This is a genomic window from Streptomyces sp. GQFP, assembly GCF_021545335.1.
In the GTDB taxonomy this organism is placed as follows: Bacteria; Actinomycetota; Actinomycetes; order Streptomycetales; family Streptomycetaceae; genus Streptomyces.
The window spans coordinates 7,455,956-7,471,723 of the sequence record NZ_CP089312.1 but is presented as its reverse complement, the minus strand read 5'-3'; the positions used below and the strand labels follow the sequence as shown (position 1 = coordinate 7,471,723).

The following is a 15,768-nucleotide window of genomic DNA, read 5'->3' as shown; positions in this document are numbered from 1 at the left end:
GGAGTCCTCCCATGCCCTATTCCCGTACGTCCGGACTCGACCGGCGACTGTTCCTCTCCTCTCTCCTCGGCGCCGCGGCCGGTGTCGCCGGGCTGAGCGGCTGCGCCGACAGCAGTGCCGCAGCCAGCGCCAAGGGTGCCTCGACCGCCGCGCTCGCCGAAAAGGTCCCGGCCGGTACGAGTCTGAAGATCTCCTCGTATCTGAACGTCCAGCAACTCCAGTTCAAGCTCGCCAAGTTGGGCGACCTGCCCTTCAAGGTGTCGACTTGGGCGAACATCGGCGCCGGTCCCGATGTCATCAACGCATTCCGTGCGGGTTCTCTCGATGTCGCCAACAATGCGGGTATTCCGCCGATCCAGGCGCACTACCAGGGATACGACGCGAAAATCGTCGCGATCAACGTCACCCGCAAGCCGAACTATCTCTTCGCGACCAAGCCCGGCAGCGACATCAGGTCGGTCGCCGACTTCAAGGGCAAGAAGCTCGCCTTCTCACAGGGGCAGGCCCAGGGTGTCGTGCTCCTGCGGGCGTTGAAGCAGGCCGGGCTCGCCTACGACGAGGTCCAGCTCGTTCCGCTGACCAGCAACCAGTTCTTCACCGCGCTGCAGTCGGGCCAGGTGGACGTCGCTCCGCTGGGCAACAGCCAGGCGCCCGCGTACCTGGCGCAGTACGGCGCCAAGGGTGCCCGGGCCATCGAGACGGACGTCGTCGACCTGCTCAACCTGCTGTGGGCGCCGGTCTCCGTGCTGAACGACTCGGCGAAGGCCGCCGCGATCGCCGCCTACATCCCGTACTGGGCCAAGGGCCAGGTGTGGGCGTACGAGAACCCGGACGCCTGGAACGAGGAGTTCTACGTCAAGACGCAGAACCTGACCCTCGCCCAGGCGCAGGCGATCACGGCGCTCGCCAACAAGCCGTTGTTCCCGCCGAGTTGGGACGAGGCGATCAAGTGGGAGCAGGAGACCGCGGATCTACTCGCGGAGGGCGGCTTCGTGAAGAAGTTCGACGTGGGTTCGCTCTTCGACCATCGCTTCGAGGGCATCGCGGCGAAGTCCGTGACTGCGGAGTACCGGAGGTGACCGCCGTGACCACATCCACGTCTACGTCTACGTCTACGTCTACGTCTACGTCCGCATCTACGTCCGCGTCCACGATCGCAGCCGTGTCTGTCGGCGGTGGCGAGGAACTCGGCCAGGTCCGGCGGCGCCGGCGGCTCTCCCCCGGCAGGCGGCTGCCCGCCGTCCAGGTCATCGGGCCTGCCCTCGTCCTCGGCCTGTGGGCCGCCGCCTCCGCCGCCGGTCAGCTCGACCCGGCCGCGATCCCGGCGCCCTGGACCGTGCTGGAGACCGGCGTCCATCTGTGGACCGACGGGACCTTGCCGACCGACATCCTGACCTCGCTGCGGCGGGCCGCCTCCGGCTTCGCGATAGGGCTGACCGCCGGCATCGTCCTCGCTCTGGCCTCGGGTCTCAGCCGGGTCGGCGAGGCGCTGATCGACGGGACGGTCCAGCTCAACCGGGCGATCCCGACCCTCGGTCTGATCCCGCTGTTCATCCTCTGGCTGGGCATCGGCGAGACGTTCAAGGTCGCGATCATCGCCATCGTCGTCTACATCCCGATCTACCTCAACACGCATTCCGCGCTGTCCGGCATCGACAGCAGGTTCGTCGAACTCGCCGAGGTGCAGGGGCTGTCGAGGCTCCAGTTCGTCCGACAGATCGTCGTCCCCGGCGCGCTGCCCGGCTTCTTCGTGGGCCTCAGGCTCGGGGTGACCGGTTCCTGGCTGGGGCTGGTCGTCCTGGAGCAGATCAACGCCACCAACGGACTCGGCTACATGATGTTCCAGGCCCAGAACTACGGCCAGAGCGACGTCATCCTCGTCGGCCTGGCCATCTACGGCATCTTCGGCCTGGCCTCCGACAGCGCGGTCCGTCTCATCGAACGGAGGGTGCTGTCATGGCGACGCACGCTGAGCAACTGACCCTGCCCCGGCCCGCCGTCCAACTCCGGGGGCTGACCCGGTCGTTCGACGGGCGGACCGTGCTCGACGGTATCGATCTCGACATCCCCGCCGGGCAGTTCGTCGCCCTGCTCGGGCACAGCGGCTCCGGCAAGAGCACCTTGCTTCGGGCGGTCGCGGGGCTCGATCACGAGGTCGAGGGCAGTGGTCGGCTCACCGCCCCCGAGCGGGTGTCGGTGGTCTTCCAGGACGCGCGGCTGCTGCCGTGGCGGCGGGTGCTGGACAACGTACTGCTGGGTCTGGAGGGCAAGGAGGCCGCCGAGAAGGGGCGGGAGGCTCTTGCCGAGGTGGGTCTGAAAGGGCGGGAGCGTGCCTGGCCCAGTGCGCTGTCGGGCGGCGAGGCTCAACGGGCCGCGCTGGCACGGTCGTTGGTGCGGGAGCCCGAACTGCTGCTTGCCGATGAGCCGTTCGGGGCGTTGGACGCGCTGACGCGGATCAAGATGCATGCGTTGCTTCGGGAGTTGTGGCGTAGGCATCAGCCGTCGGTGCTGTTGGTGACGCATGACGTGGATGAGGCGATTGTGTTGGCGGATCGGGTGCTGGTGCTGGAGGAGGGGCGGATCGGGGTCGATCTGGTCATCGATCCGGAGCGGGCTCGAGAGGAGTACCGGGGGGTGTTGCTGGGGGCGTTGGGGGTGACGTCGGACGTTCGGTGAGGGGATTTTTCTCGCCCCCGCCGCCCCTACCCGTCCCATCCCGTTCCTGGGGGCTGCGCCCCCAGACCCCCCTATCGCGCTGAACGCGCTCGTCCTCAAACGCCGGACGGGCTGAAAGATCAAGCCCGGCCGGCGTTCGAAAGTCCTCCCCCGCACATGTCCGAAGCAAAGGGACACCCATGACAACCCGTCAACTCCACCTCAACGCCTTCCTCATGAGTACCGGGCACCACGAAGCCTCCTGGCGGCTGCCCGAGAGTGATCCCTACGCCCATGTCGAGCTGGATCACTACATACGGCTCGCGCGGATCGCCGAACGCGGCACCTTCGACTCGCTCTTTCTCGCCGACAGTCCGCAGTTGTGGGGCAATATCGCCCAGCGGCCGGCCGGTGCTCTGGAGCCGCTCACTCTCCTCACCGCCCTCGCCACGGCGACCACCTACATCGGGCTGATCGCCACCGCCTCCACCTCCTACAACTCGCCCTACAACCTGGCCCGGAAGTTCGCCTCCCTCGACATCATCAGCGGGGGCCGGGCGGGCTGGAACATCGTCACCACCGCCGGTGCCGAGGCCGCCCGCAACTTCGGGCTCGACGCCGAGCCCGCGCACGCCGAGCGGTACGCCCGTGCCGCCGAGTTCCTCGATGTGGCGGGCAAGCTCTGGGACAGCTGGGAGGACGACGCGATCGTCGCCGACAAGGCCGCTGGGGTCTGGGGTGACGACTCGAAGGTCCATCCGCCCCGGCACAAGGGGAAGTACTTCAGCGTCGAGGGCGGTCTCAACGTGCCGCGTGCGCCCCAGGGTTATCCGCTGCTCGTGCAAGCCGGGTCGAGTGAGGACGGGAAGGGGTTCGCCGCGCGGTACGCGGAGGCCGTGTTCACCGCCCAGCAGACCATCGAGGACGCGCAGGCCTTCTACGCCGACCTCAAGTCCCGTACGGCGGCGGCCGGTCGGGACCCCGACCACATCAAGGTGCTGCCCGGGATCGTTCCGGTGCTGGGCGGCACGGAGGCCGGGGCGCTGGCGGCCGAGCAGGTCCTGGAAGACCACATCGTGTACGCGCATGGTGTGGAGCGGCTGGAAGGGCTTCTCCAACTGCCCGCCGGGACACTGGAGTTGGATGGCCTACTTCCCACCGATCTGCCTCCCGAGAGTGCCATCGAAGGTGCCAAGAGCCGCTACACGCTCGTCGTCGAGCTGGCCCGGCGCGAGCGGCTGACCGTGCGGCAGCTCATCGGGCGGCTCGGCGGGGGCCGCGGGCATCTCACCTTCGCCGGTACGCCCGAGCAGGTCGCCGACGAGATCGAGACCTGGTTCACGCGCGGTGCCGCCGACGGGTTCAACATCATGCCCGCGGTCCTGCCGTCCGGCCTCGACGCCTTCGTCGACCACGTCATCCCGATCCTGCGCGCCCGAGGTCTGCTCCGTACGGAATACGGGCCGCGCCGGACCCTGCGCGAGAGGTACGGCCTCCCGCGCCCCGCCAACCAGTACACCCAGTACTCCGCCAAGCCCGCTCTCGTCTGACCGACCCATCTCTGGAAGGAACCCGCACATGTCCGGCATTGAAATCCAGAAGGTCACCGCCAACATCGGCGCCCGGGTGTCCGGTGTGGACATCGCCAAGCCCCTCGACGAGGAGCAGATCTCCGCGATCCGCGAGGCCCTCAACGTCCACAAGGCGCTGGTCTTCGACGAGGTCGATCTGGACGACGAGGGGCAGCAGGCCTTCGTCCGTCACTTCGGCGACCTCACCACCGCCCACCCCACCGTGTCGGCCGTCGACGGCGCCCCGAACGTGCTGCCGGTCGACAGTGAGCGCGGCCGAGCCGCCAACCACTGGCACACCGATGTCACCTTCGTCCTCAACCCGCCGCAGGCCAGCACCCTGCGCAGCATCACGATCCCGCCGTACGGTGGCGAGACGCTGATCGCCAGTTCGGCGGCCGCGTATCGGGATCTGCCCGAGCCGCTGCGGCAGTTGGCCGACAATCTGTGGGCCGAGCACACCAACGACTACGACTACGCCGTCCCGGACGAGGAGCTGGACGAGCAACAGGCCGCCCAGCGCGCCCAGTTCACATCCATCGGCTTCCGCACCGCGCACCCGGTGGTCCGTGTCCACCCGCTGACCGGCGAACGCGGCCTGTTCATCGGCGGGTTCGCGCAGCGGATCGTCGGCCTGTCGGTGGGCGAGTCCCGCAAGATCCTGGACATCCTCCAGGCGTACGTCACCCGCCCGGAGAACGTCCTGCGCCACCGCTGGTCCCCCAACCAGCTGGTCCTCTTCGACAACCGCATCACCCAGCACTACGCCATCGACAACTACGACGGACAGCCCCGCCGTCTGCACCGCGTGACCATCGCCGGTGACATCCCCGTGGGCATCGAGGGCAAGGAGAGCTACTCGATCACCGGGGACGCCTCGCACTACACCTCGGTCGCCGCCTAGGCCTGCCCTCGTCAGCAACAAAAAGACCCTCGTGCGACGCGCACGAGGGTCTTTTTGTTGCTAGCGTGCAGTTGCAAGCTATGTGCAATAAGAGGTCGAGGGGACCCCGCATGCCCGTGTACACGCTTCCCGAGCTGCCGTACGACTACTCCGCGCTCGCGCCCGTGATCAGCCCCGAGATCATCGAGCTGCATCACGACAAGCACCACGCGGCGTATGTGAAGGGTGCGAACGACACGCTTGAGCAGCTCGCGGAGGCTCGCGACAAGGAGTCGTGGGGCTCAGTCAACGGTCTGGAGAAGAACCTCGCCTTTCACCTCTCCGGGCACATCCTGCACTCCATTTACTGGCACAACATGACCGGTGAGGGCGGCGGTGAGCCGCTCGCCGCCGACGGTGTCGGTGACCTCGCGGACGCGATCGCCGAGTCGTTCGGGTCGTTCGCCGGCTTCAAGGCGCAGCTCACCAAGGCCGCCGCGACCACGCAGGGCTCGGGCTGGGGCGTCCTCGCCTACGAGCCGCTCTCCGGCCGTCTGATCGTCGAGCAGGTCTACGACCACCAGGGCAACGCCGGCCAGGGCTCGACCCCGATCCTGGTCTTCGACGCCTGGGAGCACGCCTTCTACCTCCAGTACCGGAACCAGAAGGTCGACTTCATCGACGCCATGTGGGCCGTCGTCAACTGGCAGGACGTGGCGAAGCGTTACGCGGCCGCCAAGTCCCGTACGGATGTGCTGCTGTTGGCGCCCTGACCGCGCCGACGGCTGTGAAGCGTCCTGCCTCGTGATCGTCTTCTCAACCTTCACCGGCAGGCGGAATGACGGGAGGCCCCCGCGAGGACGTGACTCGCGGGGGCCTCCCCCATAGTGGCCGGGGCCTCAGAGGTTGCTGAAGTCCGGGCCCTTCGTGCGGGTGCGCTTGATCTCGTAGAAGCCGGGGACCGAGGCGACCAGGAGGGTGCCGTCCCACAGCTTGGCGGCCTCCTCGCCCTTCGGGGCCGGGGTGACGACCGGGCCGAAGAAGGCGATCTGCTCGCCGTCGGCGCCGGGGACCGCGATCACCGGGGTGCCGACGTCCTGGCCAACCTTGGTGATGCCCTCCTTGTGGGAGGCGCGCAGCTCGGCGTCGAACTCGAAGTCCTTCTGCTCGGCGTAGTCGATCAGGTCGGCGGGGAGGCCGACGTCGGCGAGGGCGCCCGCGATGGACTCCAGGGTCAGGCCCTCCTCGTTGTTGTGGATACGCGTGCCCAGGACCGTGTAGAGGGGGCCGACGACGTCGGCGCCGTGCTTCTGCCAGGCCGCCGTCACGACCCGTACGCCCAGCCATGCCTTCACCGCGAGCATCTCGCGGTACTCCTCGGGCAACTCGTCGAGCCGCTCCTCGTTGAGCACCGCCAGGCTCATGATGTGCCAGCGGACCTCGATGTCACGGACCTTCTCCACCTCCAGGACCCACCGGGAGGTCATCCAGGCCCAGGGACAGAGCGGGTCGAACCAGAAGTCGACGGGGGTCTTGGTCGAGCTCGTCTCGGACATGGGTCTCCTAGGTAAAGGGGGGCTTCGAAGAAGGAACGTATCCCCGCCACCGTCGCATTCCCGGGTGTCCGGTGTCAGTGGTGCGTGGCAGGATCGGTGCTGGTCGGCCGTACTGATGACAATCGAGGGAGTGCTCGGTGCCCGGTGAGAATCTGTCCCGCGACGAGGCCCGGGAGCGGGCCGCCCTGCTGTCCGTCGACGGGTACGAGGTGTTCCTCGATGTGCGGTCCGCCGTGGGGGACGCTGGTGGTAGTGGCGGTGGGCCTCGGACTTTTCGGTCCGTGACCACCATTCGGTTCCGGTGTGCCGAGCCCGGTGCCGCCAGTTTCGCCGATCTTGTCGCGCCCGGTGTCACGGCCGTCTCGCTCAACGGGCGGGATCTCGACCCGGGGGCCGTCTTCGACGGCACGCGCGTCCTGCTGGAGGATCTCGCCGCCGAGAACGAGCTGGTGGTCGACGCCCAGTGCGCCTACTCCCGCACCGGCGAGGGCCTGCACCGCTTCGTCGACCCCGAGGACGGCGAGGTGTATCTGTACACGCAGTACGAGCCCGCCGACTCGCGTCGTGTCTTCGCCAACTTCGAGCAGCCCGACCTGAAGGCCCCCTTCCGGTTCGAGGTGCGCGCCCCGGAGGGCTGGGTCGCCTGGAGCAACGGGCTCGGGGAACTGGTCGACGGTGTGTGGCGGTTCGGTGAGACCAAGCCGATCTCCACCTACATCACCGCCATCCTCGCGGGCCCCTATCACTACGTCACCGACTCGTACTCGCGTACGTTCGCCGACGGTACGACCCTCGACATCCCCCTCGGTGCCATGTGCCGCAAGGGTCTCGCCCCCTACTTCGACTCCGACGACGTCTTCCTCGTCACCAAGCAGGGGCTGGACTTCTTCCACGACCACTTCGACTACCCGTACCCCTTCGGGAAGTACGACCAGGCGTTCGTGCCCGAGTACAACCTCGGCGCGATGGAGAACCCGGGACTCGTCACCTTCCGCGAGGAGTTCATCTTCCGGGGGAAGGTGACACAGGCCGCGTACGAGCGGCGCACGAACGTCATCCTGCACGAGATGGCCCACATGTGGTTCGGCGACCTCGTCACCATGGAGTGGTGGGACGACCTCTGGCTCAAGGAGTCCTTCGCCGACTTCATGGGCGCCTTCTCGCTCGTCGAGGCGACCCGTTTCACCAACGGCTGGGTCACCTTCGCCAACAACCGCAAGTCCTGGGCCTACCGCGCCGACCAGCTCCCCTCCACGCACCCCATCACGGCCGACATCCGTGACCTGGAGGACGCCAAGCTCAACTTCGACGGCATCACCTACGCCAAGGGCGCCTCCGTACTCAAGCAGTTGGTGGCGTACGTCGGACGGGACGCGTTCCTCGAAGGCGCGCGGCGGTACTTCAAGCGGCACGCGTACGGCAACACGCGCCTCGGCGATCTGCTGTCGGCGCTGGAGGAGACCAGCGGGCGGGACCTGGCCTCCTGGTCGCGTGCCTGGCTGCAGACCGCCGGGGTCAACTCCCTCACCCCGCAGGTGCTGTTGAGCGCGGACGGGCTGATCACCGAGCTGGCCGTGCTCCAGGAGGCCGCCGAGTCGCATCCTGAACTCCGGCCGCACCGGGTGGCCGTCGGGCTCTACCGGCGTTCCGCGGAAGGGGCGTTGGAGCGGTACGCGCGTGCCGAGGTCGATGTCGACGGGCCCCGCACGGTCATCGGGGAGCTGGCCGGGAGCGACGCCCCCGAGCTGGTGCTCGTCAACGACGACGACCTGACGTACTGCAAGATCCGGTTCGACGAGGGCTCGTTGGACACGCTCCGCGCGCAGCTCGGTGACCTCACCGACCCGCTCGCCCGCGCCCTGTGCTGGTCCGCGCTGTGGAACCTCACGCGGGACGCGCTGATGCCGGCCCGGGACTTCATCGACCTGGTGCTGCGGTTCGCGGGGCGCGAGTCGGACATCGGCGTCCTCCAGATGCTGCACGCCTGGGCGGGCACCGCGCTCACCCACTACGCGGCCCCCGACTGGCGGGAGATGGGTGAACGCCTGCTCGCCGAGGGCGCGTTGAAGGAACTACGGCTCGCCGAACCGGGGAGCCAGCACCAGCTGACCTGGGCCCGCTTCTTCGCGGCCGTGGCCTCCAGCGAGGCCGATCTCCAGCTGCTCCAGGGGCTGTTGGAGGGCACGGCGAAGATCGACGGCCTGGACGTCGACCAGGAGGTGCGGTGGGCGTTCCTGGAACCGCTGACCTCGCACGGCGTCGCCGACGAGAAGACGCTCGGCGCCGAACTCGCCCGCGACGACACGGCGTCCGGCAAGCGCCACCAGGTCCGCTGCCTCGCCGCCCGCCCCTCGGCCGCCGTCAAGGCGCAGGCCTGGGCGCAGGTCGTCGAGTCGGACTCCCTCTCCAACGCCCTCGTCGAGGCCACCATCTCGGGCTTCGTCCAGGGCTCACAGCGGGAGCTGCTCGCGCCGTACGCGGAGAGGTACTTCGCGGTGATCGAGCGGATCTGGGCCGACCGTTCGATCCAGATCGGCATGGATGTCGTACGGGGCCTGTTCCCGTCCCTCCAGGACTCGCCGGGGACGCTGGCGGCGACGGACGAGTGGCTGGCGAACCGGGCGGACGCGGCGCCTGCTCTGCGGCGTCTGGTCCTGGAAGCTCGGGACGATCTGGCGCGGGCGCTGCGCGCACAGGCGTGCGATGAGACAGCAGTGCTATGACCGAACAAATTGGTGGTTTGAGAAGGCACCCCTGGAGCAGGTGTGCCCCTGGGGTGCCGGGGACGGTGATGTCGAGAAAGAAGTGAAGGTCCTGCAAGGGGGGAAGTCGAAGTGTTCGAGTCCGAAGTCGACGCGCGCGTGGACGAGTTGGTGCGCGGACTACGGCGTATCACGGGGGCACTGCTGCTGATGGCGTCCGCACATCCGGACGCGGCAAGGGCACGCGAACTCGCGGTGGCGGCAAATGTGTTAACCACGGAAGTGCTGCCAAGGCTGGACGAGGACGCCGGGAACACCGGGGACGCGGTGGAGGTCGCGGTGGCCGGGGAGGGCGGCTTACCGCCCTCCCCGGCCACCGCCGGTTCGACGGCGATCGGCACGCTCGTCCAGCGCTATCCGCCGGACCACGCGCACCGTCCGACCCAACCCGTCTTACTGGACCCGGAGTTGCCGTACGAGAAGTGGCGGCATTTACACCGGCTCACCTATCGGCGCCCGGCCGCCTTCGACTCCGCGCCCTACTGGAACGACCCAACTCCCCACCTCGGCAGACCCGTTCGCTGGGGAGTGGCGTCGAGCGCCACGGTCGTACGGCGGATGCGCCATCACTACGTGACCATGCGGGACCTCGACAGCCATGCGGGCCGGCTGGTGCAGCGGATGCTCCACGCCTCCCGGGCGATCCTCGAAACCCGTGCCGTGCGGGGGGACTTGTTCGGCGGCGGACAGTTGCCCGACCGGCACGAACTGGAGCGGAAGCTGGAGCGGGCCCAGTGGAACGCCGCCGTACTGGCCGCCCGGCGCGGTGACACGGCGTTGCCCCAACTCGAGACGATCCTGCGGGACTTCGAGATCCTGGCCCGCGCCATTCTCGAACTCGACGACCTGTACCGCACCAGACCGGCGCACCCGACCGCCGAGGGCCGCCTCGCCGACGCCCTGCACGGCGCCGGCACCCTGATCCGCCACTGGCCACCTGGCATGGACCTCTCAGGCCCCACCGATCCCACCGTTACCGAACCCGGTCACTCGTCCCCGTAACCCCCGGATGGACCAGCGCCTTTCGGCACTCGAACGCTTGCACTTTAGGGCGAGCTTGTCCGGAATTGTCGACGGGCGTGTAACAGCGGTTAGGGGACGGATCGGACACGGGAAAGCCGGAGTCATGACCCACAACACCCCGCTCTCCCCGAGCCCCCGCCCCCTCCGCCACCTGTCACACGTACAGCGCCGTGTACTGACCGCCGCCCAGCTGCGGGCGCACGGCGTCACGGCCGCCGAGGCGAACGAGCAGTGCCGGCCCGGCGGACCCTGGCAGCGGCTCCTGCCGGGCGTGTTCCTGCTGCACCCGGCGCCGCCCACCAGCGAGGAGCGGCTGCACGCGGTACTGCTGTACGCGGCGAAGGAGCGGGCGGCGACGACGGGGGTCCCGGTCCAGCCGGACTGCGAGGAGCCGTACCGCGAGCGCGGGCGTCCGATCTACACCGAGGCCGTGATCACCGGCCTGGCCGCACTCGCCCTGCACGGCTTCTCGTCCGCACCGCCACTCCTCTCCCTCGACGCCTTCGACGTCCTGGTCCCCCGGCTGCGCCGCCTCCGCTCGACGGGCTGCGTCCGCATCCTCCGCACCTCGGCCATGCCGACACCCGAGGTGATCGAGGGGCTCCCGGTCGCGCCGGTCGCCCGCGCCCTCGCCGACGCGGTGGCCGGACTCACGGACGCGGGCGCCGTACGCCGGCTGCTGACCGACGCGGTGCGCGGCGGGCACTGTGAACCGGCTTCGGTGGTACGGGAGTTGAACCAGGCCCGGCTGCTGAGCCGACCGCATGTCGTGGACGCGGTCGACTCCCTCCTCGCCGAAGGCCGGGCGATCGCGGAGGACCGCCTCTACCGGATGGTCCGCGAGCACGGCCTCCCGGACCCGGTCTGGAACGTCGACCTGCGCCTGCCCGGCGGCCCGTGCCTCGGCGGCCTCGACGCCTACTGGCCCGACCACGCGGTGGCGGTCGAGCTGGACACCCGCGCCCCGCGCCCGGGCCACCGCGAGGAGGACGATGCGCTGTGGTCGGAGTACGCCCGCAAGCGCGAGCACCTGGAGCGACTGGGCATCACGGTCGTCCACATCACCCCGCGCAAGCTCCGCGAGGCGATCGAACAGCAGGCAACTGTCGTACGTACGGCTCTTATGGCGTCGGGGGACCGCGAGCCGGCGGCGTACGTCGTGGTGCTGCCCCGGTAGTGACGGACCGGGCAGAACCAGGAGGGGAGAGGAGGGGTCTCCGGGTGACCGGGGGCCCCTCCTCGTGTGGTCGGGTTCCTGGGTCAGCTTCCACAGAACTCCGCTTCGATGATCTTCGTGCTGCCGACTCCCCAGTCGTCGTTGAAGTTGAGGGCGAGGGAGTGCTTGCCGTCGGCCGTGGTGACCGCCTCGGAGTTGGAGCCGTGGAGGCCGCCGCTGTGACCCCAGATCTCGACGCCACAGGTGAGCTTGCGTACGAAGATGCCGAGGCCGTAGTCGCCTCCGACCAGTGGGGCCGGGAACGTGGCCTTCATCTCGGCGAGTTGGGCGGCGGGCAGGAGCTTGCCGCGCAGCAGCGCCGAGGAGAAGCGGTTGAGGTCACCGGCGGTGGAGATGATCTCGCCCGCGGAGTTGGCCCAGGAGGGGTTCATCTCGGTGACGTCGTAGATCCTGCCGCCGGGCAGGTCGAACTTCGAGTAGGCCCGGCTGCTGGGCTGCGGGACGCCGGGGTCCGTACCCGGCATGTACGTGCCGTGCAGGCCGAGCGGCTCGATGACACGTGCGCGGACCTCGTCGCCGTACGACTTGCCGGTCACCTTGTTGATGACCATGCCGGCGAGCAGGTAGTTGGTGTTGGAGTAGGACCAGGAGGTGCCCGGCGCGAAGGACGGCTTGTGGCTCATGGCGATCGTCATGAGTTCGGCCGGGGTCCAGGTGCGGTAGCGGTTCTCGGCGAAGGTCTGCGGCAGGAAGATCGCCAGTTGGAAGGCGAGGTCGTCCGTGTAGTCGAAGATGCCGCTGGTGTGGTTGAGGAGTTGGCGTACGGTGATCTTCCGTCCGTCGTGGCCGTTGCCGTGCACGACTCCGGGCAACCATTTGTCGACGGTGTCGTCGAGCGAGAGCCGTCCCTCGGCCTCCAGTTGGAGCAGGACGGTCGCGATGAAGGTCTTCGTGATGCTGCCGGCGCGGTACCGGTCATCGGCGTTGCGCGGCTGCTTGGTCTTGAGGTTGCCGACCCCGGCGGTCGCCTTCCAGACACCCTGGCCGTCCGCGACCTCGACGACGACACCCGTGACGCCGGACTTGACCACCTCGTCCATGGCCTTGCGGGTGGCGTCGTGGGTGTTGGCCTGTCGTTCGGTGCGGGCCTGTCGTTCGGTGGGCGCCGCCACGGCGGTGGGCGCGGTGAGCGCTCCCGCCGCGACGGCGACCGCTGCGGCGATTCCGACCAGCCCCTTGTGCGTTGACATGTCGTACTCCCTTGCCGTTCTTGCTGCTCAGGAGGTGTGACGGGGTGAATGGTCGGAAGGTTGCGAGGATTGTGGTGGTTAGGAGTTTTTCGGCCTTTGTGTGATTAATGCCTTCTCATGGCTCGTCGGCGCTACTTCTTGCCGCAGTACTCCGCCTCGACGACCTTCACCGGGTCTCCGCTCCAGTCGCCGTTGAAGTTGAAGGCGAGGGAGTGCTTGCCGTCGGCCGTGGTGCCCGCGAAGGAGCTGGAGCCGTGGATGCCGCCGCTGTGACCCCAGATCGTGACCCCGCAGCTCAGCTCGTTCTCGATGAGCCCGAGGCCGTAGCGCCCGTCCACCATCTCGGCGGAGACGGTCGTCTTCATCTCGGCGAGTTGCTTCGCGGGCAGGACCTTGCCGCGCATGAGCGCCGAGTAGAAGCGGTTCAGGTCACCGGGGTTGGAGATGATCTCGCCCGCGGAGTTGGCGGCGGAGGGGTTGAACTCCGTGACGTCGTAGATCTTGCCGGTGGTGTTCTCGGCGAGCTGCGAGTAGGCGCGGCTGCTGGGCTGGGGGACGCGGTGGTCCGTACCCGGCATGTACGTGCCGTGCAGGCCGAGCGGCTCGATGACGCGTGCGCGGACCTCGTCGCCGTACGAGTTGCCGGTGACCTTCTGGATGACCATCCCGGCGAGGGTGTAGTTGGTGTTGGAGTAGCCCCAGGCGGTACCCGGGGCGAACTCGGGCTGGTGGCCCATGGCGATGTTGACGATCTCGTTCGGGGTCCAGGTGCGGTACTTGTTCTTGAAGAAATTCTCCGGGAGGAAGATCTCGCTCTGGAGGTACTCGTCGTCGGTGTAGTTGAAGATGCCGCTGGTGTGGTTGAGGAGTTGGCGGAGGGTGATCTTCCGGCCGTCGTGGCCGTTGCCTCGGACGACTCCGGGCAGCCACTTGTCGACGGTGTCGTCGAGCGAGAGCCGTTCTTCGGCGGCGAGTTGGAGCATGACGGTCGCGATGAAGGTCTTCGTGATGCTGCCGGCGCGGAAGTTGTCGTGGGCGCTGCGCGGCTGCTTCGTCTTGAGGTTGCCGACCCCCGCGGTCGCCTTCCAGACCCCGTGCCGGTCCTTGGCCTGAAGGGCCACACCGGGTATGCCATCCTTGACGGTGGCGTTCATGGCCTTGCGAATGGCCTCGTGTCCCCCACCCCGTTCCGCCGGTGCGGCGACTGCGGGCGCCGCGAACGTGCCTGCCGCGACGGCGATCGCCGCGGCCATCCCGACCAGCCTCTTGTTGACCGGCCCCTTGTTGGCTGACATGCCATTCCCCCTTGTTCCGGTTGCTCCTGACAGTCGGGGGGAGGGACACGGCGGCTTGACCGGAGGTTGACAGGGTCGGGGTGGTTGGGCGCGTTTCAGCCGTTGGGTGTGTTCAGGCGGGCGCGGACGGTTTTGCCGACGCCAGCCCGCAGGAACCAGTCGAGAGAGTCGGTGAGTTGCTGTACGACGGTCAGTCCACGCCCTCGTTCACTGAGCGTGCGGGGCTTGACCTCGGGGAATGCGAGCACGGGGTCGGACACCTCGATGGACAGGGCTCCATCGTCCAACTCGACGATGCGCAGGCGCAGTTCGTGGCCGGGGATTCTGCCGTGCACGACGGCATTGGCGACGAGTTCGGAGGCGACCAGAACGGCGTCCTCGATGTCGCCGGGCCAGTTCCACATGGTGAGGCGGCGGCGGACGTGCAGGCGTGCGAGGCGGACGCTACGGACTGTCATGGGGTAGCCCATGGTCCAGTCGTGGGTGAGGAGGGATTGCGGGTCAGACATGGGGGGCGCCTTTCGGACTTGGGTTGCCCATCTACGGTGACGAGGCTGTGCAGTGGGCTGCAATCGAAACTCCCCTGAAATTTCACGGAAGCCGAAAGTGGAATATGCCGGTATCTGCACATCGAGCTGCGCGGGCCGCACACGGGGTGCGACACTCGGCGCACAGCACGTGGTCACACGTACAGGGGCACAGGAGCGACGCACATGGCGGCCAAACGCGGACGCACAGGACAGCGGCTTGAACTTGGGCTGCAGCTGCGCCAGTTAAGGGAGGGCTGCGGTCTCGGGGACCGTGGAGGCGGGTTCACTCGAAAGCAAGCAGTGCAGGGGCTGCGTATCTCCGAGGCGTCCTTGCTGCGGATCGAGACGGGCGCGCTGAACTTCCGCAACGTCGGCGATCTGCGGAAGCTCCTGGACAAGTACGGGGTCACCGACGAGGCCGTCATCGAGGCGCTGATCGCCCTCAACCGGGAGTCCGGCCACCAGGATTGGCTGACCCAGTTCCGCGGGCTCATGCCGGCCGGGATGCCTGGCTTCGTCGGGCTGGAGCCCGAGGCGCGGAGCATGCGGGCGTACCACCCGACACTGATCTACGGACTACTCCAGACCAGGCGCTATGCGGAGACCCTGCTCGAACTTCACAAGCCCGTCGAGGAGACCACTTCCGAATTCGTCCGCAGTAGCGTGGAGTTGCGGATGAAGCGCCAGGAGGTACTCACCCGGGACGACCCGGTCAGACTCCGCGTCATCCTCGGCGAAGCCGCGCTGCGGTACCCGATTGGAGGCGCGGATGTGATGCGCGAACAGTTCGAGAAGCTGGTGAAAATGAACTCGTGGGATCACATCACCATCCAGGTGCTACCGTTCCGGGCCGGTTATCGCTCCGCGAACGACTTCGCGATCCTGGATCTCGGCGACGGCCTCCCTCCGAGGGTGCAGATCGACAGCGCCTGGGGTGCGACCCACACATCGGAGAAGCGCCGTGAAGTGGACAGGTTCGTGCGCCGCTTCGACACGATGACCGCCTCGGCGCTACCTCCCGAGGACACCCCTCAATTCCTGAACCAACTAGAACGAGAGCTGTAGG

Annotated in this window: 14 protein-coding genes; 10 read left to right on the top strand and 4 right to left on the bottom strand. The window is 68.0% G+C overall.

The genetic code is table 11. From position 1 onward, the window contains the following. The first annotated feature begins 11 nt into the window (after nt 1-11). From LUX31_RS33830 to LUX31_RS33805, 6 genes are all read left to right on the top strand, one after another. On the top strand, nt 12-1,079 hold the full coding sequence (locus LUX31_RS33830) for an ABC transporter substrate-binding protein (RefSeq protein ID WP_235479118.1): 1,068 nt from the start codon (nt 12-14) through the stop codon (nt 1,077-1,079). Further along, nucleotides 1,076-1,981: an ABC transporter permease gene (locus tag LUX31_RS33825; protein ID WP_235479117.1), complete on the top strand. Its 906-nt coding sequence runs from the start codon at nt 1,076-1,078 to the stop codon at nt 1,979-1,981. The genes LUX31_RS33830 and LUX31_RS33825 overlap by 4 nt, the downstream gene beginning before the upstream one ends. After that, a complete protein-coding gene (locus LUX31_RS33820; protein ID WP_235479116.1) occupies nt 1,957-2,676 on the top strand; it encodes an ABC transporter ATP-binding protein in 720 nt (239 codons plus the stop codon). Before LUX31_RS33825 ends, LUX31_RS33820 begins: the two co-directional genes overlap by 25 nt. Before the next feature lie 179 nt (nt 2,677-2,855). After that, complete coding sequence (locus tag LUX31_RS33815) at nt 2,856-4,205, top strand: LLM class flavin-dependent oxidoreductase (RefSeq protein ID WP_235479115.1); 1,350 nt, start codon at nt 2,856-2,858, stop codon at nt 4,203-4,205. Nucleotides 4,206-4,233: 28 nt separating this feature from the next. After that, nucleotides 4,234-5,130, top strand: a complete 897-nt coding sequence (locus LUX31_RS33810; RefSeq protein ID WP_235479114.1) for a TauD/TfdA dioxygenase family protein — start codon at nt 4,234-4,236, stop codon at nt 5,128-5,130. 110 nt (nt 5,131-5,240) lie between these two features. Continuing rightward, nucleotides 5,241-5,882 carry a superoxide dismutase gene (locus tag LUX31_RS33805; protein ID WP_235479113.1) on the top strand — a complete coding sequence of 214 codons (642 nt, stop codon included), beginning with the start codon at nt 5,241-5,243 and terminating at the stop codon, nt 5,880-5,882. A gap of 126 nt (nt 5,883-6,008) precedes the next feature. On the opposite strand, the gene LUX31_RS33800 is transcribed toward LUX31_RS33805, so the two are convergent. Then, nucleotides 6,009-6,665 (bottom strand): mycothiol-dependent nitroreductase Rv2466c family protein, encoded by a 657-nt coding sequence (locus tag LUX31_RS33800; RefSeq protein WP_235479112.1) that lies wholly within the window; start codon nt 6,663-6,665, stop codon nt 6,009-6,011. A 137-nt stretch (nt 6,666-6,802) separates the two neighbouring features. Here LUX31_RS33800 and pepN point away from each other — a divergent pair, with 137 nt between their 5' ends. The 3 genes from pepN (at nt 6,803) to LUX31_RS33785 (ending at nt 11,627) form a co-directional block, all read left to right on the top strand. Then, nucleotides 6,803-9,388, top strand: a complete 2,586-nt coding sequence (pepN, locus tag LUX31_RS33795; RefSeq protein ID WP_235479111.1) for an aminopeptidase N — start codon at nt 6,803-6,805, stop codon at nt 9,386-9,388. A 111-nt stretch (nt 9,389-9,499) separates the two neighbouring features. Further along, nucleotides 9,500-10,429, top strand: coding sequence for a hypothetical protein (locus LUX31_RS33790; RefSeq protein ID WP_235479110.1), 930 nt, complete (start codon nt 9,500-9,502; stop codon nt 10,427-10,429). Between the two features lie 124 nt (nt 10,430-10,553). After that, complete coding sequence (locus LUX31_RS33785; protein WP_235479109.1) at nt 10,554-11,627, top strand: hypothetical protein; 1,074 nt, start codon at nt 10,554-10,556, stop codon at nt 11,625-11,627. Nucleotides 11,628-11,710: 83 nt separating this feature from the next. On the opposite strand, the gene LUX31_RS33780 is transcribed toward LUX31_RS33785, so the two are convergent. From LUX31_RS33780 to LUX31_RS33770, 3 genes are all read right to left on the bottom strand, one after another. After that, the gene (locus tag LUX31_RS33780) at nt 11,711-12,877 is read right to left on the bottom strand and encodes a serine hydrolase domain-containing protein (protein ID WP_235479108.1); all 1,167 of its coding nucleotides are present in this window, start codon (nt 12,875-12,877) and stop codon (nt 11,711-11,713) included. A gap of 131 nt (nt 12,878-13,008) precedes the next feature. Next, on the bottom strand, nt 13,009-14,172 hold the full coding sequence (locus LUX31_RS33775) for a serine hydrolase domain-containing protein (RefSeq protein WP_235479107.1): 1,164 nt from the start codon (nt 14,170-14,172) through the stop codon (nt 13,009-13,011). Between the two features lie 95 nt (nt 14,173-14,267). Next, nucleotides 14,268-14,681 (bottom strand): ATP-binding protein, encoded by a 414-nt coding sequence (locus LUX31_RS33770; RefSeq protein ID WP_235479106.1) that lies wholly within the window; start codon nt 14,679-14,681, stop codon nt 14,268-14,270. Nucleotides 14,682-14,885: 204 nt separating this feature from the next. Between LUX31_RS33770 and LUX31_RS33765 the strand changes: the two genes are divergently transcribed. Further along, nucleotides 14,886-15,767, top strand: coding sequence for a helix-turn-helix domain-containing protein (locus tag LUX31_RS33765; RefSeq protein WP_235479105.1), 882 nt, complete (start codon nt 14,886-14,888; stop codon nt 15,765-15,767). Nucleotide 15,768: the final 1 nt, after the last annotated feature.